Below are 24,553 nucleotides of genomic sequence, written 5' to 3'. Positions count from 1 at the left end.
TGCAAAATGTTTATCCTTTTGCACATTTTTATAAAAAAAGGCCGATAAATCAACAAATATGGGAAGCATCCGCCTCTAGTTTTCTAGTCAGCGAATGGTTTACTTGAATCGAACCTTTTCATTTTTTTCAATCTGGATCAGTTTTCCATCTTGAACAATCAATGTAATGGAACCATATCTTATACTGTTCAGCATTTCTTTCAACTGCTCGAAAATTTCATCCTGGTTTGGACCGTTTACCACATCAGAACCTCCTTATTCTCTGGTTTGCTCGCTTTTGGACAATAAAAAAAACTTCCCATTTCGGAAAGGCTGACGAGGTAAACATATTACCTTATCTTCCAAAATGTAATAAACATTCTGCTGGAGTTAGCACCTTGCAAAAATTGCAGGTTGCCGGGTTTCATCGGGCCAGTTCCCTTCACCACTCTGGATAAGTTTTTTTATTTTTTTAAATAATACCACATATTTATTATAAAGGAAACCCTATTATTCTTATCGGATTAAAAAAATTTATTGAAAATTTGTTTAAATATTATTGACAGAGTTCACTGTTATTGAATATAGTAAATATTAATTTAATCACACTAAGCTGATCGGAAAAACCGAAGGCTCTTAACAAACAGTAGTTAGGAGTCTTTTTTTTTACGTGACAGGAGGAGTAAACCATGAAAAAATTGATTGTCTTGGCACTAATCGGCCTCGTGGCCCAACTCATTGACGGATCGCTCGGTATGGCCTACGGACTGACTTCAACTTCCCTGCTGCTTGCCTTCGGAATCGCACCCGCCGTTGCCTCGGCTTCCGTGCATTTTGCTGAAGTCGTAACTACTGCAGCTTCCGGGGTTTCTCATATACGCTTTGGAAATGTGGATAAAAAGATTATCTATAGGCTTATTATTCCGGGATCAATCGGTGCCTTCACTGGCGCTTGCTTCTTGTCAAGCCTTCCCGGTGACATTGTAAAGCCTTATGTATCCTTTTTCCTGCTATTTCTAGGATTTTATATTCTTTACCGTTTTTTATTTAAAAAGAACAATAAAGTAACGGAGCACGAAAAAGCGTTCAGCCGCAAGCAGCTCATTCCCTTGGGATTGGTTGCCGGATTCCTTGATGCGACAGGCGGCGGAGGATGGGGGCCGGTAGCCACTCCGGTCCTGCTGGCCAAAAACGGAACGTCTACAAGAAAAGTCATTGGCTCTGTTGATACAAGTGAATTTGCGGTTGCCTTATCCGCAACCATCGGTTTCCTGATCTCCCTTGGTTGGCATCAGGTGAACTGGATGTGGGTCATTGCCCTTATGGCCGGCGGATTGATTGCTGCACCGATCGCAGCTTATCTTGTTAAGATTATTCCTTCCCATATTCTCGGTGTTGTGGTGGGCGGACTAATTATCTTTACGAATGCCCGCACCATCCTTCAAACGGTTGGGGTTTCAGGAACATCTTTACAGTCCGTGTATACGATTCTTGGAGTACTATGGGTGGCGGGCATCGTGTACAGCCTCCGTAAAAACAAAAAAAACAGCAATCTTTCTCTTTCAAAAAGAACAGGTTGATTCACACAAAAAAGCTTCGGTATGCTAAGCATGACCGAAGCTTTTTTGGATTTTTTTTTGACATTTACGATAAAAGGATAGGTGATCACTTTCCCGTTAACAAGCCATAAGCTGCCATAATGAGAATCAGAATCCCAGCAGCTGAAAGTACCCATTTTCTGATAATCGCAGGCATCACCAGACTCCTCCTTCACAATTTGATCTTTTGCAACCTTAGGGCGTTTAGCACAACGGATACCGAACTGAAGGCCATAGCCGCACCTGCCAGCCAGGGAGCCAAAAATCCGGAAGCGGCAAAAGGGATTCCAATCGCGTTGTAGGCAAATGCCCAGAACAGATTTTGTTTAATGTTGCGAATGGTCTTTCGACTCATAAAAATGGCGTCGGCAATGCTGTTTAGATCTCCCCGGATTAATGTAATATCCGCGGCCTCCATAGCTACATCCGCACCGGTCCCAATGGCCATTCCAATATCCGCTAAAGCCAGAGCCGGTGCATCATTTATTCCGTCACCGACCATCGCTATTTTTTTCCCTTTTTCCTGCAGATTTTTTACTTCTTCCGCTTTTCCTTCCGGAAGTACTCCTGCAATCACATGCTCGATTCCAACCTGACGGGCGATGGCATTTGCTGTGCGCTCATTGTCACCGGTGATCATCCAGACATCAATATGCATCTCCTTCAGACGCTCAACCGCTTCCTTCGATGTTTCTTTAACCGTATCAGCAACCGCCAACATGCCCGCGAAGCCTCCCTCCACACCGACAAGCATAACCGTTTTTCCCTGTTCCTCTAATTCCTTCATTTTTCCAAAGGCTTTTTCAGGGTTGATTCCATATTCTTTCATCAGCTTGCGGTTGCCAATAAGAACAGACCGGTCTTGAATGTGAACTTTGATTCCATGCCCAGGCAATGCTTCAAATTCACGTGAAGGAAGGGCCGTTAATTTTTTCTCTTTCATGGCTTCAACAATCGCTTGTGCCAGTGGATGTTCTGAATTTCTTTCAGCACTGCCAGCCAGTAACAGCAGTTCTTCCTTTTCCATACCGTTTTCTGGCAGCATATCCGTAACAACCGGTCGTCCATAGGTCACCGTCCCGGTTTTATCCAGTATAACCGTATCCATGCGATGGGTATTTTCCAGATGCTCTCCGCCTTTAAAAAGGATGCCGTGCTCGGCTGCTCTTCCTGATCCTGCCATGATGGACGTAGGCGTTGCCAGCCCAAGCGCGCACGGACAGGCAATAACAAGTACCGCAATCAGTTTTTCAAGTGATTCTGAAAAATCACCAGGGGAAACTCCAAAAAACCAAATCAAGAATGTCAGGACAGCCAATCCAACAACAATAGGGACAAATATTCCCGAGATGCGGTCAGCCAGCCGCTGAATCGGAGCCTTTGAACCTTGCGCTTCCTCAACTACTTTAATGATCTGGGATAATGCCGTATCTTTTCCAACCTTTGTTGCCTTCATCTTTAAGAATCCGTTGCGGTTGATCGTTGCCCCGATCAGAAGGTCACCGGCTTCCTTATCCACAGGAACACTTTCTCCAGTCAGCATGGATTCATCAACAGCCGAACGGCCTTCCACGACTTCTCCGTCCACCGGCACCTTTTCTCCCGGCTTGATGTACACCAAATCTCCGGGGATGACTTCTGCCAGTGGCACTTCGACTTCACTTCCATCCCGCTCGACCAGTGCGGTTTTCGCTTGAAGACCCATCAGTTTTTTAATCGCATCAGAAGATCTTCCCTTTGTCCTTGCTTCAAACCACTTCCCAAGAATGATCAATGTAAGCAATACAGCGGAGGTTTCAAAATACAATTCAGGCATATGAAGTCCTCTGACAGCCAAACGAATACTGAGATAAAGGCTGTAAAAATAAGCAGCTGACGTTCCAAGTGCGACAAGAACATCCATATTGGCGCTCCTATTTTTCAACGCTTTGTAGGCCCCACTATAAAATTGTTTGCCGATGACAAATTGAACCGGGGTAGCCAAAGCGAGCTGCACCCAGGGGTTCATGAACATTTCAGGTACATAAAGAAAGGATGTAAATGAAAAATGACTGGCCATTGCCCATAACAACGGCAAGGAAAGAATCAGTGAAAAGAAAAATTTGCCGAGCTGGTTTTGAATTTCTTTTTCCCTCAGCTGAGCCGTTTGTTCGCCTTCGCCCTCTTTGAGACGGGCACCGTACCCGAGGTCTTCTATTTTCCTGATCATATCGGCGGCAGAAACCTGCGAAGGCAAGTAGCTCACCGTTGCCGATTCAAGAGGAAGATTCACAGTGGCTTCAATGACGCCCTCCAATTTGTTCAGCCCTTTTTCGATTCGTGCAGAACAGGCGGCACAGGTCATGCCAGTAATCTCTAACTTTTCTTTTTCTCCTGAAATTCCGTAGCCGAGGTCTTCTATCTTTTGCTGAAATTGTTTGGATGACGTTTTCTGGGGATCATACACGACTTTTGATCTCTCCAAGGCCAGGTTAACGTTAGCATCTTCAACTCCATCCAGCTTTTTCAGTCCTTTTTCTATACGCATCGCACAGGCTGCACAGGTCATTCCCGAGATTGGCAGAGTCGTTTCTTTGAGATTGGGTTCCATGAAATTCACCTCTTTATACCCTTACAGGGTATATTTTTATCCAAAAAGAGAACGCGCATCCGCACGTTTCTCTTTATACCGTCAGGCTACATCATAACCCTGATCATCAATGGTATCTTTTATTTTATCCAGTCCAACTTTATTGGCATCATATTTTACTTCCACTGTTCCTTCTTCAAGGTGGACATGAACTTGTTCTACACCCGGAAGTTTGCCTACACTTCCTTCTACTGCATTCACACAATGCGCACAAGACATTCCTTTAACATTCAATGTTACGTTCTCCATGGTAATATCCTCCTTCAATATGGCTTATTTCATTAATTTCTTTACAGTAATCAAGAGCTCATCTATCACTTCAAGCTCTCCTTCTTGAATGCGCTCTACTACACAGCTTCTCATATGGCCCTCAAGAAGAAGTTTTCCGACGCTATTGAGGGCAGATTGAATGGCAGAAAGCTGAGTAAGAACATCATCGCAATACGTATCGCGTTCAATCATACCTTTTACACCCCGTATTTGTCCTTCAATACGGTTTAGCCTGGTCAGCAGATTGCTTTTCATTTTATCCGAATGATGACTTTTCCTTTCGGCAGAACAGTGAATATCTTGCTCTTCAATCTCCATTGCAATCATCTCCTTACTCGTAGCTTACCATACCCCCCTACCCTATGTAAAGGGCAAAGCTTTTTTCTACTTTACCCCATCTTATAAAAAAATAACATCGAGGCTATTAGCTGCATGATTTTCCAAAGGATCTCCAGGTAGCCAGTTTTTTGGCCGCATGAAACAATTCTTTTTTCAGCCGTTTTATTTCCAGTTCAGATTCCCTTTTTACAGTTTGGAGTTCATTCCATTCGTCTTCACTGACAACTAAAAGACCATTGTTGTGAAGCAGGTTAAGCGAATGTTCACCCAGAATCTGTACCGTTCTTTCTTCAGAACTGTTTCTCATCCTGTACACCCCGTTTCATCATAGTGATTAACCAACATATTCTGCGCTAAATGACCATTCTCCTTTCACCCTTTAGCAACAATATTTCCCAAATACTGTGATAATCGTTCAGAGATTACTCATCACTAAAATGCTCTTACAGTTTAAAAAAGAGAGGGTGGATACATCCACCTCTCTCCGTCTATGTTTAATCAGATAGGGCCTGCCTGGCAAACAGGGCGATGACCGCATCATCCATCGGAGGATTATGCAGTCCTGCCCGGACATCCCGATAATACCGCTGCAGCGGATTAACCTTGAACAAGCTGTGTGCGCCGACAATTCTCATGGCCAGGTCCACCACTTCATTCGCACTGTTGGTGGCCACATATTTCACCGCCGCCAGAGAGCTGCCAAGATTTTTTCTGTTTTGCGGTTCAGCTTCCCAGCGTTCAATCACGCCATACATGAGCTGTCTGGCTTTAAAAAGCTCCACATCCATTAAGCCGATCTTCCGCTGCACTTCAGGGACGTCTTTAATCGGCCCTTTCAGGCTGTTTGGCTCATACGTTTTCGCAAATTCAACAGCGAAGTCCCTTGCTGCTCTTGCAATGCCCAGATAGCATGCAGGAATATGGAGAAGCCAGCCTTTTGGCAGCTGCTGATTGCCCTCCTGATCTGCAGTTTCCACGAGATTCTCAGACTCAACTGCTACATTTTTCAGCACCAGGTCATCACTTCGCGTGCCACGCATCCCCAAAGTGTCCCATTTTTCTTCAATGGAAACCCCAGGCTGCTTATGAGAGACAAGGAAAGAAGAAACCTGATCCGAATCCTTCACTGAAGCAGAAATGATCGAGTAATCCAGGGCCGGTGCCATGGATGTAAAAGATTTTCGGCCATTTAACATCCATTGATTTCCCTTTCGCTCTGCTGTTGTTTGGGGTTTGCCCCCTCGTGTCGGGCTTCCGGTTGCGGGCTCTGTCGATGCCCGGTTTACGAGACTCTTGGAATGAACAATCCTTTTGCAAAGCTTCTCAAATGTTTGCTCTTTCCATGACTGGCGGTCATCCAAATCCATAACCACACCAAGATGCCAGCCGACAGATAGAGCTGTGGAGCCGTCTCCCCGTGCAATTTCTTCTTGAAATAAAATGTAATCGTACAGACTAATTTCCTGTCCTCCATACTTTTCCGGTACGGTCAATGACAAATAGCCGGCCTCTCCCAGGTCTTTAAAATTCTCAAATGGAAACGTACCCTCCTTATCATGTAAAGGTGCCCGCTCTGCAAACTGTAAGCGTAGTTCTTTAAGCTTTTCCATCCATCGGTACTGAAAGTCAGTTTTAACAAAATCGATCATGGTCTCACCATCTATTCTTAGAGTAGTTTCCGCTTTTATCCGTCAGTGTGTTAGTATATTTACCCTACTTCCTTTATGTATACTTATCAACTTTTATGCTTGTGCCTTTCATGATTAAAATGCAAAAAACCCCTTCTGGACAGAAGGGGTTTTTTTTACTACATGAGGTAACGCAAATACACATAAACACTGGAAATAATAATGGATAAAATCATGAGTGGGAATCCAATAATCAAATATTTAACAAAAGAAATGTGGTAGCCCTCTTTGCCCGCAAGACCAGCCACGACCAGGTTGGCACTCGCCCCAATCAGCGTGCCGTTTCCTCCCAGACATGCGCCAAGAGCCAAGCTCCACCATAACGGATCAAGATTGGTGATTCCCATGTTCCCCATTTCCTTGATCATGGGAATCATGGTGGCTACAAATGGGATGTTGTCCACAAAGGCTGAAGCAATCGCACTCATCCACAAAATCAAAAAGGTTGTTGCCTTAAGATCACCGCCGGTCCACTCCATCGCCTGTTTAGCGACACTCGCAATAATGCCGGTTTCAACAAGGCCGGCGACAATGACAAACAATCCGATAAAAAAGAAAAGGGTCGTCCATTCCACTTTTTCCAATGCGTACTCGAGATGCTTTTCCCCAGCCATAAGCAACAGCAAAAAGGCACCGAAAAGAGCGATGGTTGCGGTTTCCACATGAATAAACTGATGAAGAAAAAAGCCTGCAATCGTTAGCCCAAGTGCAAAAAGGCATTTGCGAAGCAGGTTGTGATCCACAATTTCCTTCTTCTCATCCAGTTTCATTAAATTTGCTACAAGTTCTGGCTTCGTTGTTAAACCTTTACGGTAAAAGAAAGCCATAATCACAATGGTAACCACCAGTATAATGGCGCAGACCAGGGAAAGGTTTTTAATAAAGGCTAAAAAGGTAAGCTCCTTGACCGCACTTCCAATCATAATATTGGGTGGGTCGCCGATCATCGTGGCGGTTCCTCCAATGTTGGAAGCAAAGATTTCCGTCATTAAAAAAGGAATCGGGTTCAGGTTCAACCTTCTTGTCACACTGAAGGTAACAGGAACAACGAGCAAAACTGTTGTTACGTTATCCAAAAAGGCTGATCCCACTGCTGTAATCAGTCCAAGGATAATTAAGGTTTTGATCGGATCTCCTTTCACCTTTTTCGCCGCCCAGATGGCGATGAATTTAAAAAGGCCGGTTTCGGCGGTAATGGTCACCATGACCATCATTCCGACAAGAAGCCCTATCGTATTAAAATCAATATGGTGGATTGCCACTTCCTGGTCAATGACTCCGAAAGCAACCATGAGGGCACCACCGAGGATGGAAACGATGGTACGGTGTACTTTTTCAGAAATGATTAAACCGTATGTAATTAAAAAGATACTTAGTGCAATAATTGCCTGCTGTCCCATAATATCTGCTTCTCCTTTGCTTATTCTAAAGAAGACCCGTGCACAAACTGGCCCCGGCCATAGATCTTATTTAAAATAATACTCTACATTTTCGTGAGGGGAAATAAATTTTTACATGTATTGAAGCGGCCTTCGATGGAAAATGTATCTTTTTCCAATTCATTCAAAATTCAGGAGTTCTTTGTTTTAAAAACCGTAAACAATGGAATAAATGAAGAGACAGGACTAATGGAGGCTGAAATATGGGCTATTTTTTTATTCTTCTCTATCTGATTATCGTTGGACTCGTCATTGAAATTGCATCTACCCTACTGGTGTTTACAGGATTGAAAAAAAGCATCTCCCGGTATCAGGTCATCTCTATGCTGACCGGTACAGGATTTACCACTGACGAGTCAAAGCTGATTATTGACCATCCCCTCAGGAGAAAGATCAGTGCCTTTCTTATCCTTTTTGGTGCCTTTTCCCTTGCAGTGATCATCTCTTCCATCAGCAACATTTTATCCAATGATTTTAAAACGACGGAACTCATGGTTATTTCTTCAAGTTTGCTCGTTTTGCTGTTTATCTTAAAAATCCCCCAGATCCGGCATTTCTTTTCAAAGACAATAGAAGAGGAAACAAAAGACAGCTATCCACTTTCCGAACTGCCTATAAAAGATGTACTTTATTTTGATAAAGATGATTTTATTACTACCCTGGAGGTAAGGGATGACTTTCACTATGTGGGTAAAAAAGTTCATACCTTAATTAAGCGGGGGGAAGATGTTCACATCATCCTCTTGATCCGTGGAGATATGCCGATTCGAGAAAACTTGTACGAGCAGGAAATTCAGGAAGGTGACCGGTTGATCGTTTATGGAAATGAACCCTTAATACGCAGTAAATTCTTCGAAGAAGAAGAGAAACCAAAAGATAAAGAGGAAAGCCGCCATGATCAGCGACCGCAAGAACCAAAAGATCCCGAAGCTAAATTGTAGAAATTTTGTATAACAATTGTAATATTTTTATTCAAAAAACAGGATTGACTTTTTATCGGAGCGGGTACTACTCTACTATCTTACATTTAGGAGGAATGCAAAAATGGCTGACACAAATGTAAACAATGTGGACCAGAAAGTAGCACAAATGGACTCCGAAAAGAAAGAACAGATTTTACAGGATTTTGAGCAATTTAAAGGGTATCTTTCCGACAAAGTAAGCAAAGGTCAAAAACTGGGATTAGACGAAGAGCAATTAGCAAAAGCCGCTGAAAAAGTTGCTGGTTATCTTGCTGCACATGAGGAGCCCAAGAACTCCGAGGAAAAGCTGCTTCAGGAGCTTTGGAAAGTCGGCGACAAAGATCAACAGCATGCCCTCGCCCACATGCTCATCCGTTTAGTAGGATAATAGCGAATGTTTAAACGCACCTAATATTGGTTCTGGTGCGTTTTTTTATTGCGCTCTTGTCCTCCTATAAAATTTGAAAATCACTTTTATGTTTTAGAAAAATCATACCGGGTACACATAACTACGGCCAAAGTAAAATGAATTCTATAAAGGAGTGATTTCAAATGGCCAAGAACAATGATCATAACATGTCCAGAGAAGAAGCCGGTAAGAAAGGCGGAGAAGCTACTTCCCGCTCTCACGACAAAGAATTTTATCAGGAAATCGGCCAAAAAGGCGGACAGGCAACATCCAAAGCCCATAATCGTGATTTCTATGAAGATATCGGCAAAAAAGGCGGGCGAACATCCCGCAATACTCAATAGAGAAAAAAGCAGCTCGATTTGAAGCTGCTTTTTTTGATTCAGTTTAATTTAAGGCGGTTATAAACCTGGTTCCCAATGAGAGTATATCCCTTTTTATTCGGATGCAGCTCATCAGAAAAATAGACTTGTTTGTTTTTACCCGTGAATACATCCTCAACCGAAACAAATGTGGTGTTTTTTTGGCGGGAAATTACTTTCACTGCCATGCGGTTCCACTCGTGAATCAGCTTGCTTTCCTGCAACTTGTCTGTTCGATTCGGAAATGGATTATAAATGCCAACCATATAAATGTGGGCTTTCGGGTTTTCTTTTCGTATTTTTTTGAAAGAAACCATTAGATTATGCTCATAGTTCAGCAGTGCTTTTCGAATGATTTGTTCTGCTTCTTTTGGTTTCGCCTTTGACAATATCAAACTGTTAAGATAATCATTCATCCCAATGTTCAGGAAAATCATATCAGCCTGGCTTATGGACGATTTAAGCTGTTCAGATTGCATCCTTTTCAGCAGCTGCGTACTCGTATCATCTGGAACACCGTAATCTTCAACCGTAATTTCTTTCTTCAATTGTCCTTCCAATCGCTTTTCCACCTTCCCCACATACCCACTGTTGCCAGAATTCCCGACTCCATATGATAAGGAATCGCCAAGAGCGACCATTGTAAAATCCCGCCCTTCATTTTTCATCTCCGAGTCTTTGTAATGAGAAAAAGAAGCGAAAACAGAAAGAATATTAAGCTGTTTGATCGAAAATAGAATACCTCCTGCAAGTAAAAGGAAACAGGCTGCGATAAGTATAACTTGCTTTTTCATGTTGAACTCCTCCGTCTGGTAGCTTATGAATTCCCATGTTGTGTAAAAAAGAATATTTCCCGGATTCGTTCAAAAATAAACAAGAACTGCAGTAGGTTTCCTGTCCTATTCATTTTTTTTAGGTACAACAGCTGGAGGAGGCAGACTTTTGTTTTCGCCTCCATAGTAATCGGGAACACTGCCAGGAATAAAAATATCCCCAAGCTTTATTTTAGTTTCCAGAGGCTCTTTATGCGTGGCAAAAGGAATAACGACCTGGATATTCATTTTGATATGAACAAATATCTCTAAATATACGTTATTGATTCCCGCATCAGTTACCTTTGTTTTGACCTCCGGCTCTACCTCTCCCAACAAAGACATGGAAACGGGAACTTTGGGGCCAATATCTGAAAAAAACGCATTTCCTGTCAGGGCTCCGAGCGGAATATAGTAATCCACCGATTGGAAGTTTTCCTGGCCCGGCATGTGCTTTGTTTTTTTATTTCCAAGCTTATTTTGAATATCCTTCGTAATGCTGGTAATGAGAGAGTTATAAGTGTCAGGATTAAAGCTGTAAGTCGGGCTGCCTCCCTGACTTGCCTGACGAACAATAACAAGACTGTTAAGGTCTATACGTTTCATACTCTCTGCAAGCGAATCATTTACCGTTTCTGTAGCAATTCCCTTCATTTCACTCTCAGCAATATTCATTAATAGCGGATCAACAGCTTTATTTGCAAACCATAAACTGAACAGGACGATTACTGCGAAGATTAAGAAGGAATATTTTACTACTGTCTTAAAAGGCAGTGGCCCATGAAAAGGTCGTCGTCTCACCCTAAACCGTTTTTTGAACATCATACCCCTCCTTCCACTAATACTTATGCTTGTTTTGGAAGGATTACCTTTCAAAAAGAAAAATCTCATCCATAAGACAACCTTTTCTTTGGAAGATAGTGAGGGAAAAAATAAATGGGAACATTTTTAAATTGGTTGATCCCGTTGTAATACCCTTGAAACATTAATATGTTAGGATAGAATCAAGCCAAATTATTGGGGGTTTTTTATGTCCCGCTATCTCGTGGACCATAATATGCTGGTCATTCACCAAACGGCTTATATTTGTCAATCCTGCCAGCATCATTTAATTTTAATCGACCATCGAGATTTTACAAACAGCGAAGAAAAAGTGGAGGCTCTTGTCAACGATGAGGAATACACCTATTGTCCTAATTGTACTCAAAAGTTAATTCCGCCACCGTTTCATTAATAACTTAACCAATAAATGAAAAAAGTTTTTCTCATATAAAAAAATCGCAGCCATGGCTGCGATTTTTTTATATGATCCGTTTTCCTTTTTCACCTAGTGCATAATGGATCCCGTGTTTTAAGTTGGCAAAGTATTTGATTTCAGCGGTTTGATAGTTTGATTGCGTCATTTTCATACTGAGTCCCGGTGAGATTCCCACCATGATCGTTTTTATTCCGAGCAGGCTGGTTGCAGCGATCAGCTGATGAAAAAGAGAAACGGTAAGTTCGCTGATTTCTTCATCCAACCCTGTTACATCCAAAATCAAAAAGTCAGGATCGTAATTCGGTAGTTCGTGAATTGTTTTTTCCAGCAGTTCTGTTGAACGCTCTTCATTGTACTTACCCAGCAATGGTATGACTACAATATGATCCAACACAGGGATGATGGGTGAAGAAATTTCTTTTATGAGATCGGAAAGCTCCCTGGTACGCTCGTGCACTACTGTCTCAAGCTTATGAATTTCCACCTGTTCCTTGCGGCGGGCTAACTCGTGGATATTCTCATTAACCGTAATGGAGGAAGGGAAATATTCAAACTCACAGAAATCTTTACCTTCCAACTGGCTGGACATCACACGATACCAAATGTTTTCACCGAATAAACCGCTAAGTACTCCGGCCCAGTGTCCGGGAATAAATGTTCCGTGTTCTTTCTTGCCCTGCAGTTTATTTATACGGTATTCCCAGCTGTTGGTCATCCGCAATACAGCCTTCTTTTCATTTTGGCAGAAATGGACAATATCGAGCGTTCCCCATCCGGCCGAAGAATAGATACCCGGAAGCATTTGAATGACTTCCTCGGGACTTGCTTCTTCATTATAAAAAAACTCTCCAACGATTAATCCCATACGGTAACCCGTCGTTTCAAGAACAACACTGGCCGACTCATCACCGGAAACTTCTTCTATCGTATCGAGAAATGTTTTAAAAGCAGAGTTGATCCAAAAGAGGATAGCATCCTCTCCTTCAAACAAAAAACTCCCTTTACCAGGCTCCCAACCAAAATGGGCTCTGCCTACATTAATCTGCTTACTTTCCAAGTTATTCATTGCAGCCATCCTTTCGGAACCTCCAGCAACCATCCTTTATGGCCTGTAAAATAGCAAACGTTGCAACTTGCCACACTTTATTTTACTAAAGTTAAATAAAAAAATCATCCAATAACGTCTTCTTTCCATAAAAAAGCAATATGTCCAATTACAAAACGCCCTGATTTATTCATTTTTACGAGCCTTTTTAAATAAAACTATTTCTTTTTAAAGCATGACTCCGACCACTGCTGCCGATAAAAGGCTGACTAAGGTTGCACCATACAGTAATTTGAGCCCGAACTTTGCTACTTCATTCCCTTTTTGCTCATGGAGGCCTTTCACAGCCCCTGTAATGATCCCAATGGAAGAAAAGTTTGCAAATGAAACTAAGAATACCGACACAATTCCCAACGTTCGTTCAGAAAGTCCTTTAATTTTGGCCAAGTCCAGCATAGCCACAAACTCATTGGAAACAAGCTTGGTCGCCATAATCGTGCCAGCCGTCACAATTTCTGAAGAGGGAACACCAACAATAAAGGCAAAAGGCGCAAATACGTAACCGAGCAACTTTTGAAACGTAATGCCAAACGCCAGATTGAATACATCGTTAATGGCGCTGATGAGGGCAACAAACCCGATCAGCATCGCCCCAACAATAATGGCCACTTTAAATCCATCCATAATGTATTCACCCAGCATTTCAAAAAACGTCTGTTTTTCTTCCTGGATTTCAATAATGTCTTCATCCGCTTTTACTTCATATGGATTGATGATGTTTACAATAATAAAGCCGCCAAGCAGATTGAGCATGAGTGCGGTCACCACATATTTGGGGTCGATCAGCGTCATATACGCGCCGAGAATGGATGCAGAAACCGTTGACATTGCTGATGTACAAAGTGTATACAGACGGTGTTGCGGCATATGTCCTAGCAGCTTTTTGACAGAAATAAAGACTTCTGATTGTCCGAAAACGGCAGATGCTACAGCATTATAGGACTCAAGCCGCCCCAACCCGTTTATCTTGCTCAGAAGCCATCCAATCCACTTGATAATAACGGGGAGAATTCGTAAATGCTGGGCAATTCCGATCAATACCGATATAAACACAATCGGAAGCAGAACATTAAAGAAGAACGGCATGGCTCCTTTATTGGCAATACCACCAAAGACAAAATTTACACCATCGGCTGCATAACCGAGAAGTTTTTCAAACAAATTGGCGATGCCCCGTATAAGAACCAGACCTATCCCCGTATTTAATAAAAGATATGTCAGCACAATTTGCAGGACCAGCATGATAAGAATGGGCTTATACTTAATCTGGCGGCGATTATTGCTTACGAGATATGCGAGTATGAATACCACTGCCAGACCTAAAAGAAAGATAGCATACTTCAAAATGTAACCTCCTTCAACGTCCATATTGAGCACATAAACTTATACTACCCCTAATCCGCCCTGCTTTATCCTCGTATAAGGTTTTCGCTCAAAACAAAAACCACCTTATACAAAAAGGTGGTTTTGTGAGAAGAATCCTTATGAAAGTTCATGTTCGTTTACAATGACAGGAAGCGCCTGGCTCAAATGAGCGTAGGTTGAAATGTTGGAAAAATCGATTCCGAGCTGTACTGCCGTCTGGGCAATTTCAGGACGAATCCCGGTGACCGTCGTTTGAATGCCAAGCAGCGCAAGCGCCCTTACGACCTGAAACAGCTCATTGGCCACCATTGTATCCATGATGGGCACACCGGAAAGGTCGATAATTAAATGTTCCAGCTTTAACTCTGTGGATTTATCCAGGCTGCTCTCTTTGATCATTTGAGCCCGATAGGTGTCAATTTCACCGACTAGCGGCAAAACACCGATCTTCGAGTACACGGGAATGATCGGAGCACTCAATTCCATAATCATCTGCTGCTGTGATTGAAGCCGGGCATCGCTGACCTGTTGAAAATAAATGGTGAAAAGCTCAATCACATGATCAAAGCAGCTGTTTACTTTTCTGCTCCATTCTCCAAGCACTTCCAAAGAAATGGAATTCTCGTTTTCACGGACGAACTTCATAATCCATTCCCAGAAGACCACTCTGTAGTTTTTAAAGTTCTCGAGCGTCTCATGGAGAGGAATATTCCGATTCGCCCGTTTTACAGCCACTTGTTCCGACCATGCAGAAAAGTTAACATTGTCACTTACAAAAATCCCGGAAATAATCTGGTTAAACGTCCGATTTTGCTCCAGTATCTCGCTGCTTGTATCTTCTGCTGAAGCATTATACGGGGTAAACTTTTGCTCCTGCAGCTTTACCCATTCATTGCTTAATGTATCGTTGTTCTGCAGGATAAATTCCTGTAAATCATGTTCGATTGCCAATGTGTACCCTCCTCTGTTGTCCGAGTATCCATATCTATTCTAACATTTTTTCAGGTTTACTGGGACCTTCATCCGGTATTATGAGGCACCAACAAAAAATCCAGACAATGGATGTACACTGTCTGGAAGAATTAATGATTTCTTCTGGCAAAGTCAACAAAACGAAATTTATCGGGGCGGTGCCTGGATTCTGTATATTGCAGCAGGCTGGCATCATCCAGGTATACATGGTTTTTCACCACGACAACATTATGAAAACCATCGAGAGACAATAGCGCACGGTCTTCTTCCGTCGGCTGTTCCACCACAATTTCTTTTTTGGCAAAACTGATGTTTAACCCCAACTCATTCTCGATATATTCATAAATTGAGTTTTCGCAAATTTCATAGGTTAGCTCTGTTACATATTGCTGGTTAAAGAAATCCTTATCGAGGATAATTTTCTCCCCGTTCATTTCCCTTACTCTTGTTACTTTCCAGACTCTGTCTTCTCTCTCTACTTTTAACTGCTGCTGCAGAAAGCGGTCCGGTGTCACCACATCCAGCTCATGGACTTTTGTTTTCCAGGACTTTCCGGATTTTAATGCGAGTTCTTTAAAGCTGACAAGACCGGATACCGGGAAATCAAATTTTGCTAAATCGAGTACAATGGAACCTTTCCCCCGGATTTTTTGAATAAAACCTCGTTGCGCCAAAAGAGTTAATGCCTTTCGAATGGTTTCACGGGAGGTCTCATATCGTTCGGCAAGCTCGTTTTCCGAAGGCAGCTGAACTCCGGGAGCCCATTCTCCTCTTTCAATCTGTTGTGAAATTTCCTGATAGATCATCAGGTATTTATTTGTTTTCATGTTTACCACCAAGAATATTCTATCACTACTTTTTTATATGATAAACAATGGATTCGTAGGGTCTTAGTACCGTTTTCGCAAGGGTTGGTGAATCCTCATAGTTAGATAACAGAACAGTTGCTTTATGGGGGGCGAACTCAATTTCCTCCGGAAGAATCCATTCCGCGTCCGTTCCATAAAAGTTATTCACCACCATCAGGCTTTCATTTTCTGCATTCCTTGTATACGCGAAAATGGCGGGGTGTTCTTCATCGATCCATTGATAGTCTCCATCGGTGAAAATATTCATCGTTTTTCTCATGGAAATTAATTTTTGATAATGGCTGAATACTGAATTTTTATCCTGTATTGCTTTTTCAGCATTGATGTCCTTATAATTTTGCGCTACATCGATCCACGGGGTGCCTGTGGTAAATCCGGCATTTTCCGTGGAATCCCATTGAACCGGAGTCCGTGAATTGTCTCTGGATTTTTGGTTCAAAATGGCCAGAACTTCTTCCTCATTCATCCCTGCATGGGTTAATTCTTTATAGATGTTTAAACTTTCAACATCCCGGTATTTATTAATACGCTCAAAACCGGGATTTGTCATTCCGAGCTCTTCCCCTTGATAAATGTATGGGGTGCCCTGCATGCAATGAATGACGGTAGCCAGCATTTTCGCCGATTGTTCCCTGTACTCTCTATTGTTTCCATAGCGGGAAACAATTCTCGGCTGATCATGGTTGCACCAGAACAAGGCGTTCCAGCCTCCCCCTTCATGCATCCTGATTTGCCACTCGGATAAAATTCGTTTCAGTGCTACAAAATCAAAATCGGCGACTGTCCATTTCTCGCCGTCAGGATAATCCACTTTCAGATGGTGAAAATTAAAGGTCATACTAAGCTCTTTGCTTTCAGGATTTGAATACTGAATGCAGTGATCGATGGAAGTGGAAGACATCTCTCCCACTGTCAAACTCTCATGCTTCGAAAAGATTTCTCTGTTCATTTCCTTCAAAAACTCGTGAGCCCTGGGTCCGTCTGTATAAAATCTCCGGCCGTCTCCCGGCTTTACTGTACCGTCATCATCAGGGAAGTCCTGATTTTTGGAGATCAGATTAATCACATCCAGCCTGAAGCCATCCACACCTTTATCAAACCAGAAGTTCATCATCTCATAAACTTTTTCACGAACCTTTTCATTTTCCCAGTTCAAATCCGCTTGTGTTACGTCAAAAAGATGAAGATAATGCTGATTGGTCACTTCATCATATTTCCATGCCGAACCGCCAAATTTGGATTTCCAGTTGTTCGGCTTGTCCTTCCAAATGTAAAAATCCCTGAATTCGTTGTCTTTGGATGAGCGTGCTTGCTTGAACCAGGCATGCTCGGTTGATGTATGGTTGACCACGATGTCCATGATGATATTAATGTCCCGTTGATGTGCTTCCGACAGCAGTCTCTCGAAATCCTCCATTGAACCATATTCTTCATGAATTTTGTAATAATCACTGATGTCATAGCCGTTATCTTTTTGTGGTGATTCATAGATCGGGGTGAGCCAGATCACATCGATCCCAAGAACCTTTAAGTAATCGAGCTTTTCAATAATTCCGTTCAAATCGCCTGTTCCGCTGCCGGTCGTATCCTTAAAGCTTTTTGGATAAATCTGATATACCACCGACTTTTTCCACCATGGTTGTTCCACATTGCCACCGCCTTACGTGATTTAAAACTATGTCAAGCCGGCTCAGATTCTCGGAGCCAGCTCACATATCATCTATTTTACTTTTTTTATCCTTCCGAACACGTATGTTAATACGAACGGAACCACAATGGCAATTGCCATGCCGATAAAGAATGGTCCCCATTTGTCAGGAAAGATGGATAAAAATCCGGGTATACCACCTACCCCAATGGAAGAGGCTTGTACTTTATTTACTGTAATCAGGATGCCCGCAATGGCTGAACCAATAATGGCACAGATAAACGGGAACCTGAAGCGCAAATTCACCCCAAAAAGCGCGGGTTCGGTTATTCCAAGGTAAGCTGAAATAGCTGAAGTAAAGGATAAGCCCTTCACTTTTTCATCCTTAGAAAGGAACATCATCGCCAGTGCTGCAGATCCTTGCGCAATATTTGAAAGAGCCAGCATCGGCCATAAAAACGTTCCCCCCTTGCTGCCTATAAGCTGAAGGTCAACAGCGAGAAAGGTATGATGCATACCTGTTACAACAAGCAAGGCGTAGATTCCGCCATAGATCAAGCCGCCTAAAGCTGCATATTGATCGAAAATACCAACAAGTCCATCTGTGAGCCAGTTCGCAATTCCAAATGTAATCGGACCGATCACGATAAAAGAAAGGAATCCTGTAACGAGTAAAGCGACGGGTGCAACCACGAGCAATTGAAAAGCATCAGGAATCTTTTTTCTTAAAAACACTTCAATTTTAGCGAGTACATAGGATGCCAGCAAAACAGGCAGAACTTGTCCCTGGTATCCGATCTTTTGAATTTCAAGGCCGAACAAATTCCAGTGCGGCACTTTTCCTGCTTCAAGCGCTTTACCATAATCCCATGCATTCAGCAGGCTTGGATGGACGAGCATCAACCCGAGCACGATTCCAAGCAAAGGATTGCCGCCAAACTTTTTGACAGCGGACCAGCCAATCAGTGCAGGCAGGAATGCAAAAGCCGTATTGGCGATCACATTGATCATATCCGCGAAATCTTTCCACGCGGTATTCACATCAACAAATGACTTTCCATCATAAAAAATACCAGGGCCTGTAAGAATATTATTGATACCCATTAACAGACCAGCTGTTACAATGGCAGGCAGGATTGGAATAAAAATATCCGCTAACGTTTTAACAGCTCTTTGAAGAGGATTCAATTTCCTTTCAGCTGCATTTTTAATGTCTTCCTTTGTTGCTGTACCGATGCCTGTAACCGCAACCAATTCTTGGTATACTTTATCAACCGTTCCCTGGCCAATCACCACCTGAAATTGGCCATTAGTGGAGAATGACCCTTTGACCGCATCAATGTTCTCCAGCATTTCTTTATTAACCTTTGACTCATCATTCAGCGCAAAGCGAAGCCGGGTTACACAATGTGTCGCTGCCGCGATATTTTCCCTGCCGCCTACAGCTTCTGTAATCTGTTCCGCTGTTTGTCTGATATCCATATTGATTTCCCCCTTGTTACCGTTTACAACATCTTTTTCAAAAAAAAGCTCTGTACAAACGTTAAATTGCCAAAGCTTATATTTATTAGATTGTGTTTCTAACGGTTTTTAACGATTAAATCGCTTTCAAACAAAAGCGAAACTTGTATATACATGTACTACATTTTTCATTGTAACTTGTATATACAGGTTGGTCAACACTTTTATTTGGCATTCGTTTTAGAACGGAAAAAGATAGTTGTGTGATTTTTTTCAAAAGTCAACTAAAACGACTTGCCCCCGTTATACTAAGAGTATGATAAGCAATGACCGGCAGCATGATAAGACCAGATGAAATAAGTAACCGTTGACCATAATTCTAATAAAAAGGAATGAGATGGAATGACAAAAAAATTAAAGGAGCTTATTGAAAAACTTCAAAAGCAAGGAGTAAATATTGACTTCTGTTCTCGAACGTCGCTGCTTGCTGTTCAAAACGATTTTGGAAGTGCAAAAAAATGAAGGTATGGATTGGGGAATCATTCGAAAAAAACATTGACGGTGAAAAAATGATGATTATCGATATTTACCCTGATACCGAAAAACCAGCAGATAAAATTTATCAAAAACTCATATATAAATGGGTATAGCCCTTTCGCCTCCGCAGGATTGCCTGCGGAGGTTTTTTACTGTCTTGCATTTTTTAATTTACATGTTAAACTTATAGTTGTTATGACAATTATTTTGTTAAGAAAGGAAAATTCAAAGATGGATTCTCCAAATCAGCATGTTTCAATTGGCTTTTTAATGAACCAAACAAGCCGAAAAATCATTCACCTGCTTATGCACCGATTTCGGGAATATGACGTAACGCCGGAGCAATGGTCTGTCCTTTATCAGCTGCATAAAGGACGGGGCATCAATCAAAAAGAGCTCGCGCGACGGACGGCCAAGGATCAGCCGACCACAGCCCGTATTCTGGATTTGCTTATAAAAAAAGACTTGATTCAAAAGCAAATGAGCGAGAATGACCGCCGTGCCTTTATTGTTTCCCTGTCCGACAAAGGAAGAGAGATCACGGAACAGATCGCCCCTATTGAAGAAAGCACCATGAATGAAGTGGTCGCCGGATTGGAGCCAAAGCAGATTGAACAAATAAAACAATGGCTGCACCAAATGAATGAAAATATTGATGCAGCAATGAATAGTAAGGAGTAATGTTTATTGAATACCCATCAAGAAAAACTGTGGAGCAAGGAATTTATTCTGATCACCCTGTGTAACCTGCTTTTATTTCTTAACCTGCAAATGCTTCTTCCCTCGTTCCCTGTTTATACGAAAGATGCGTTTAATGCCAGTGATTTTACCGTTAGTCTGGTAACGAGTCTTTTTGCTTTATCGGCCATCGCTACACGCTTTTTTGCCGCAGGTATCCTGCGAAAAGGAAAAGTATCCATCATTCTGTACACAGGCGCCGCAATTGCTGTATTGGCAACAGCCGGTTACTACTGGTGCGGTTCGATTGCCCTTCTCCTCGTCATGCGGGTACTATTTGGTATTGGTTTCGGATTGGCAAGTACAACACTGCCAACCATGGCCGCACATGTCATCCCGCCGCACCGGATGGGTGAAGGTATCGGATATTTCGGTCTCTCCACCAGCCTGGCCATGTCCATCGGGCCAATCATTGGCCTTTCGTTACTTGGAAGCTTCGGTTTCGGAACATTGACTACTGCAGGTACCCTCGTACTTATTCTTATTTTTCCCCTTGCATTTGCCAATCGGTCAGTGGACTTGTCCCAAGCCGGATCCGCAGCCTCTACTTCCTCATCAAAAAAGAATACCGGTGCTGCATTAAAAAAGATTGCTTTACCGGGATTGTTGAATTTGCTGCTTTCCGTTACCTATGGGGGATTATTGAGCTTTCTTGCCCTCTATGGAAAAGAAGCTCACCTCTCCCACATCGGCAGCTTCTTTTTATTTAATGCGCTGGCAATTTTTCTTGTCCGGCCCTTTTCCGGTAGGATTTTTGACAGCAAAGGCCACTTTAGCATCATGATTGCAGGAGCTGTTTTTACAATGGGCGGTCTGGTTACCCTTTCCCTGGCGACGTCCACTTTATATATTATTTTGGCTGCCCTCCTTTATGGACTGGGCTACGGAATGATTCAGCCGTCCATTCAGGCATGGATGATCAAGGAAGTTCCTGTCGAGCAGCGTGGTCTTGCAAACAGCATGTTCTTTAATTCACTGGATTTTGGTGTTGCCGCCGGCTCCATGCTGCTTGGTGTAATTGCCATGCATGCCGATTATTCAGGAATGTACCGCATTTCTGCTCTATTTATGGGATTGTTCCTTGTTCTTTATCTTGTTGTTTCCATTTGGCAGAGAAAGAAACGCTCCTCCCAATCAGAACAAAGAACGGCGTAATCTGAATTGACCGAAATCAAAAAAGCTTGAAGAATCATCGATTGATGGCTCTTCAAGCTTTTTTTAGGCTGTTTCCTCCAGTTTTTTCCACTTTTTCACACCCCATTGTGCGAATGGCAAAACAGCGAACATGATAAAAAAGATACGAAACAGCTGATAACTGGTCACCATGGAAAGATCCGCATGGACGGTTGATGCCGTTACACCCATTTCAGCAATTCCACCCGGCGCTGCGCTTAAAAATGCAGTCGTAAAATTCATCGGTGTCCATTTTGTAAGAAGAAATGCAATCAGCAGTGAAAATAAAACAAGAAGCAGGCTGTTGCCAATCGTGTAAAACCCAAGTTTTCTTATCTTGCCCTCCATTTGAGGATTAAACTGACGTCCAATATGTATCCCTAAAAAAACCTGGGCAATAATTAAAAGATAAGACGGAATATGCGGTGCATCAAGACCGGTTAACATTGTGAGCGCGACTGCAATCAACGGGCCGGTTAAAAAACCGGCAGGAAGTTTAACTTTTCTTCCCGCCCATGCACCTATAAGCGCTATCGCTACGAAAAAGGCATAGAGGGTCCAGCTTCCTGTATCAGCACTATTGACATGTGGAGACACAGAAGGACGGGCGTCACCTCCTATGCCATGAATCGTTAAAAAGGGTACAAAAAATATGACAGAAACCGATCGGATCGTCTGCATGAGCACAACGGTGGTCGTATCAACCTCCTTTGTTTCCTCACTCATCACAACGACTTGAGACATTCCACCAGGTACACTTCCAAATATGCTGCTGGCCAGATCAATTTTGATATGTTTCACAGTGAAATAAGCCAGTACCAGGCAAAACAGCACCGTGATGACTGTGGATGCCGCCATAAATGGAAATTGCAAACCCATCTCTTTGATGGTGCCTGACGTAAATGATGTACCAAGCATCGCTCCCAAAAATATGATGGCGGTATGCCTGAAGCCAACCGGCCACTTCAATCGAAGTTTCAGGAATTTTCTCACCAGCACAACGGCGGTGAGTGACCCCAACAGCCAGGGAAGCGGGCTATGTATCAACAAAAACAAAAGAGCACCGGCACTCCCAATCATAGCAGTACGGAAAATATCAACTATATCATTGCCGTGTTGTTTCATCGGTATAACATCCTTCTTTCATTAACCGTGATATTAGTTTGTATTGTTTATATTTTACCAGATTATTCTTTACTTCGTCCTGCAAATCCAGCGCTAAAATAGCGCTTCCACTCCTATCATAGCAGGAGTTTTTAGTTTAAAAAGATTTTATGCATATTGATTGTTATGTTCATAACGTTCACAAGTGCAGACCATAAATGAAAAAATGGAGGTTACTTCATTTTACGTTAAGGGAAGGATGTAGAAGAGGTGAAAAATTCGAATGACAACGGTACTGAATAAAGAAGATCCCCCTTTGGAATCCTCCTATTTTCATTTTATTTTTCCTTTTTCAATGAAAGAGGATTGTGCCGGGGAAGCGATCAATTACTTAAAACATAAAGGGTATGAATTCTTTTCCTTAACAAGCAAGACACAGGAAAAGGCTTACTACGGTGGAAACAATAAAATTTCTCATAAAGAATTGGAGCATTACTTCCTTCCTTTTACTTCAGACGTGCTTTTTCCCAAAAAAGAACACCGGTTAACCTTTCGAAGGTATTCAAAAGCAACTGGGATCACCGCTGAACTCCAATCCAATCTCATCAAAGTGCCTTTTACGATTAATTCCATAGATGTGTTTCTCCTGCCGTATGAGCTGGGGTTCATTACCTTGCGGATCAGCATAAAGGATGTCTCGTATTCCGAAGCGATTGAATTTGCCGCACGGTTCAGAGTACTTGAGAATCGTACAAGGGATGACCGTAAGGCTGTGGTTTTGTTTGAAAACGAAACGTACCTGCAAGTAGAGACTTTTCTTTTTAATGTCCTTCTTCCCGACTTTACCCGTTATCTGGATGTCGGTCAGGTAAATGGATCTCATTACGAATCATTGCCCTTTTTTATTGATGAAAGAATGTATGTACAAGTCCTATTTCAATTTGAAAAAGGCACCAAATTGCATGAGAGCGACTTGTTTAGAGGATCGCAGCTTGATGGTTTAAATGATGAGGGGCAGCCTGAGATCAGTTCCTGCAATAAAGACTATATCCACGATTATTGCATAGAAAATGGTTATCACCGGTGGGCCCCAAACACCTATTATCTGATCGATGAACATGTCTTTAGTTGCATGACCAACGCCACAGGGCTGGAAAGAGATAACCAACTGGATCAGATGTACGGAGAGTTTTATTATGGCTTATTGCTGAATCTGTTTCATAAAATTGTGCTTCTTCGTTTATCCAACCGCTATTCCCAGGTGCACCTTGAAAAAGATAATGAAGAAACGGAAAAACTAATTGGAGAAATTACTCTCTTTTCAGCACGATATTTCTTTTTGGAGCTTGCTGCGCAAAGCCAGGGAAGAAATATTTTTATTAAACTGAAAGAGGTCCTGCAAAACCAAGAGCTTTATGATGATGTAAAACAAACCTTGTCCACTCTCTATCAATATCAGGACCAAAAATCAGCTAAAAGAAATAACTATCTTATTTCCATCCTAACGATTTATACAGTGATTACAGGGATCTTTGGTATGAATATGGTGATTGAGGAATTAAAGAGCCCCATCAAATTGAGCAAGATATCTTCTTTTGGTTTTTTTGAGTATCTCGCTTTGTTTGTAACGATTACAGGCATTGCCGCAAGTCTATTGCTTGGTATTTCCTTTTTGAAAAAATGGATTCGGGAATTGCGCAACCGTAACGGAATGGAATAGAAGCCTCTAAAGATCGCCGAATAAAGATTTTTGAAGCTAAAAAAATATTTCAAAAAAATAGAGCAGGGGTCTAGTCCACCTTTTGCAGCCCTTCATATGATATCTTAACCGGAATG

Annotated in this window: 25 protein-coding genes and 1 riboswitch; of the genes, 9 read left to right on the top strand and 16 right to left on the bottom strand. The window is 42.3% G+C overall.

The window, feature by feature from the left end; genetic code table 11:
• Positions 1 to 99: 99 nt before the first annotated feature.
• Positions 100 to 216: a YezD family protein gene (locus AS030_RS23045; protein WP_420889652.1), complete on the bottom strand. Its 117-nt coding sequence runs from the start codon at positions 214 to 216 to the stop codon at positions 100 to 102.
• Positions 217 to 331: 115 nt separating this feature from the next.
• Positions 332 to 440, bottom strand: a riboswitch (SAM riboswitch).
• Positions 441 to 668: 228 nt separating this feature from the next.
• Between AS030_RS23045 and AS030_RS12050 the strand changes: the two genes are divergently transcribed.
• Entirely contained in the window at positions 669 to 1,559 is an 891-nt protein-coding gene (locus tag AS030_RS12050) for a sulfite exporter TauE/SafE family protein (RefSeq protein WP_061972094.1), read from the top strand.
• 190 nt (positions 1,560 to 1,749) lie between these two features.
• On the opposite strand, the gene AS030_RS12045 is transcribed toward AS030_RS12050, so the two are convergent.
• From AS030_RS12045 to AS030_RS12020, 6 genes are all read right to left on the bottom strand, one after another.
• Positions 1,750 to 4,167: a heavy metal translocating P-type ATPase gene (locus AS030_RS12045; protein WP_061972093.1), complete on the bottom strand. Its 2,418-nt coding sequence runs from the start codon at positions 4,165 to 4,167 to the stop codon at positions 1,750 to 1,752.
• A gap of 81 nt (positions 4,168 to 4,248) precedes the next feature.
• The gene (copZ, locus tag AS030_RS12040; RefSeq protein WP_061972092.1) at positions 4,249 to 4,455 is read right to left on the bottom strand and encodes a copper chaperone CopZ; all 207 of its coding nucleotides are present in this window, start codon (positions 4,453 to 4,455) and stop codon (positions 4,249 to 4,251) included.
• Between the two features lie 24 nt (positions 4,456 to 4,479).
• Positions 4,480 to 4,794 carry a metal-sensitive transcriptional regulator gene (locus tag AS030_RS12035; RefSeq protein ID WP_061972091.1) on the bottom strand — a complete coding sequence of 105 codons (315 nt, stop codon included), beginning with the start codon at positions 4,792 to 4,794 and terminating at the stop codon, positions 4,480 to 4,482.
• A 106-nt stretch (positions 4,795 to 4,900) separates the two neighbouring features.
• Positions 4,901 to 5,122 carry a hypothetical protein gene (locus AS030_RS12030; RefSeq protein ID WP_061972090.1) on the bottom strand — a complete coding sequence of 74 codons (222 nt, stop codon included), beginning with the start codon at positions 5,120 to 5,122 and terminating at the stop codon, positions 4,901 to 4,903.
• A gap of 187 nt (positions 5,123 to 5,309) precedes the next feature.
• Positions 5,310 to 6,464: an acyl-CoA dehydrogenase family protein gene (locus tag AS030_RS12025; protein WP_061972089.1), complete on the bottom strand. Its 1,155-nt coding sequence runs from the start codon at positions 6,462 to 6,464 to the stop codon at positions 5,310 to 5,312.
• A 158-nt stretch (positions 6,465 to 6,622) separates the two neighbouring features.
• Complete coding sequence (locus tag AS030_RS12020; protein ID WP_061972088.1) at positions 6,623 to 7,903, bottom strand: ArsB/NhaD family transporter; 1,281 nt, start codon at positions 7,901 to 7,903, stop codon at positions 6,623 to 6,625.
• A 242-nt stretch (positions 7,904 to 8,145) separates the two neighbouring features.
• On the opposite strand from AS030_RS12020, the gene AS030_RS12015 reads away from it, so the two are divergent.
• From AS030_RS12015 to AS030_RS12005, 3 genes are all read left to right on the top strand, one after another.
• Positions 8,146 to 8,883 carry a hypothetical protein gene (locus AS030_RS12015; RefSeq protein ID WP_061972087.1) on the top strand — a complete coding sequence of 246 codons (738 nt, stop codon included), beginning with the start codon at positions 8,146 to 8,148 and terminating at the stop codon, positions 8,881 to 8,883.
• Between the two features lie 103 nt (positions 8,884 to 8,986).
• A complete protein-coding gene (locus tag AS030_RS12010) occupies positions 8,987 to 9,292 on the top strand; it encodes a DUF3243 domain-containing protein (protein WP_061972086.1) in 306 nt (101 codons plus the stop codon).
• Positions 9,293 to 9,456: 164 nt separating this feature from the next.
• Positions 9,457 to 9,657, top strand: a complete 201-nt coding sequence (locus AS030_RS12005) for a KGG domain-containing protein (protein WP_061972085.1) — start codon at positions 9,457 to 9,459, stop codon at positions 9,655 to 9,657.
• A gap of 38 nt (positions 9,658 to 9,695) precedes the next feature.
• On the opposite strand, the gene AS030_RS12000 is transcribed toward AS030_RS12005, so the two are convergent.
• Positions 9,696 to 10,469 carry a GDSL-type esterase/lipase family protein gene (locus AS030_RS12000; RefSeq protein WP_061972084.1) on the bottom strand — a complete coding sequence of 258 codons (774 nt, stop codon included), beginning with the start codon at positions 10,467 to 10,469 and terminating at the stop codon, positions 9,696 to 9,698.
• Positions 10,470 to 10,574: 105 nt separating this feature from the next.
• Positions 10,575 to 11,312 carry a sporulation protein YunB gene (gene yunB / locus AS030_RS11995; RefSeq protein WP_162264550.1) on the bottom strand — a complete coding sequence of 246 codons (738 nt, stop codon included), beginning with the start codon at positions 11,310 to 11,312 and terminating at the stop codon, positions 10,575 to 10,577.
• Between the two features lie 205 nt (positions 11,313 to 11,517).
• Here yunB and AS030_RS11990 point away from each other — a divergent pair, with 205 nt between their 5' ends.
• Positions 11,518 to 11,721 carry a hypothetical protein gene (locus AS030_RS11990; RefSeq protein WP_061972082.1) on the top strand — a complete coding sequence of 68 codons (204 nt, stop codon included), beginning with the start codon at positions 11,518 to 11,520 and terminating at the stop codon, positions 11,719 to 11,721.
• A gap of 67 nt (positions 11,722 to 11,788) precedes the next feature.
• On the opposite strand, the gene AS030_RS11985 is transcribed toward AS030_RS11990, so the two are convergent.
• The 6 genes from AS030_RS11985 to treP all read right to left on the bottom strand — a co-directional run bounded on the left by AS030_RS11985 (position 11,789) and on the right by treP (position 19,186).
• The gene (locus tag AS030_RS11985; protein ID WP_061972935.1) at positions 11,789 to 12,811 is read right to left on the bottom strand and encodes an STAS domain-containing protein; all 1,023 of its coding nucleotides are present in this window, start codon (positions 12,809 to 12,811) and stop codon (positions 11,789 to 11,791) included.
• A gap of 207 nt (positions 12,812 to 13,018) precedes the next feature.
• Positions 13,019 to 14,218 (bottom strand): NupC/NupG family nucleoside CNT transporter, encoded by a 1,200-nt coding sequence (locus tag AS030_RS11980; protein ID WP_420889650.1) that lies wholly within the window; start codon positions 14,216 to 14,218, stop codon positions 13,019 to 13,021.
• A 114-nt stretch (positions 14,219 to 14,332) separates the two neighbouring features.
• A complete protein-coding gene (locus tag AS030_RS11975) occupies positions 14,333 to 15,166 on the bottom strand; it encodes an STAS domain-containing protein (protein WP_061972080.1) in 834 nt (277 codons plus the stop codon).
• Between the two features lie 131 nt (positions 15,167 to 15,297).
• Positions 15,298 to 16,014 carry a trehalose operon repressor gene (gene treR / locus AS030_RS11970; protein WP_061972079.1) on the bottom strand — a complete coding sequence of 239 codons (717 nt, stop codon included), beginning with the start codon at positions 16,012 to 16,014 and terminating at the stop codon, positions 15,298 to 15,300.
• A 25-nt stretch (positions 16,015 to 16,039) separates the two neighbouring features.
• Positions 16,040 to 17,704, bottom strand: coding sequence for an alpha,alpha-phosphotrehalase (treC, locus tag AS030_RS11965; RefSeq protein WP_061972078.1), 1,665 nt, complete (start codon positions 17,702 to 17,704; stop codon positions 16,040 to 16,042).
• 72 nt (positions 17,705 to 17,776) lie between these two features.
• Entirely contained in the window at positions 17,777 to 19,186 is a 1,410-nt protein-coding gene (gene treP, locus AS030_RS11960; protein ID WP_061972077.1) for a PTS system trehalose-specific EIIBC component, read from the bottom strand.
• 497 nt (positions 19,187 to 19,683) lie between these two features.
• On the opposite strand from treP, the gene AS030_RS24575 reads away from it, so the two are divergent.
• From AS030_RS24575 to AS030_RS11950, 3 genes are all read left to right on the top strand, one after another.
• Positions 19,684 to 19,815, top strand: coding sequence for a hypothetical protein (locus AS030_RS24575; protein ID WP_276203856.1), 132 nt, complete (start codon positions 19,684 to 19,686; stop codon positions 19,813 to 19,815).
• 118 nt (positions 19,816 to 19,933) lie between these two features.
• Complete coding sequence (locus tag AS030_RS11955) at positions 19,934 to 20,383, top strand: MarR family winged helix-turn-helix transcriptional regulator (RefSeq protein ID WP_061972076.1); 450 nt, start codon at positions 19,934 to 19,936, stop codon at positions 20,381 to 20,383.
• Positions 20,384 to 20,389: 6 nt separating this feature from the next.
• A complete protein-coding gene (locus AS030_RS11950; protein ID WP_061972075.1) occupies positions 20,390 to 21,595 on the top strand; it encodes an MFS transporter in 1,206 nt (401 codons plus the stop codon).
• A 63-nt stretch (positions 21,596 to 21,658) separates the two neighbouring features.
• Here the strand turns inward: AS030_RS11950 and AS030_RS11945 are convergent, their stop codons facing one another.
• On the bottom strand, positions 21,659 to 22,738 hold the full coding sequence (locus AS030_RS11945) for an AbrB family transcriptional regulator (RefSeq protein ID WP_061972074.1): 1,080 nt from the start codon (positions 22,736 to 22,738) through the stop codon (positions 21,659 to 21,661).
• A gap of 262 nt (positions 22,739 to 23,000) precedes the next feature.
• Here AS030_RS11945 and AS030_RS11940 point away from each other — a divergent pair, with 262 nt between their 5' ends.
• A complete protein-coding gene (locus AS030_RS11940) occupies positions 23,001 to 24,437 on the top strand; it encodes a magnesium transporter CorA family protein (protein WP_061972073.1) in 1,437 nt (478 codons plus the stop codon).
• Positions 24,438 to 24,553: the final 116 nt, after the last annotated feature.

This window comes from Fictibacillus enclensis (genome assembly GCF_001457035.1).
Classification (GTDB): Bacteria; Bacillota; Bacilli; order Bacillales; family Fictibacillaceae; genus Fictibacillus_C; species Fictibacillus_C enclensis.
Note: the sequence above shows the minus strand (reverse complement) of the source record. Positions and strands in the feature narration are given on the sequence as shown.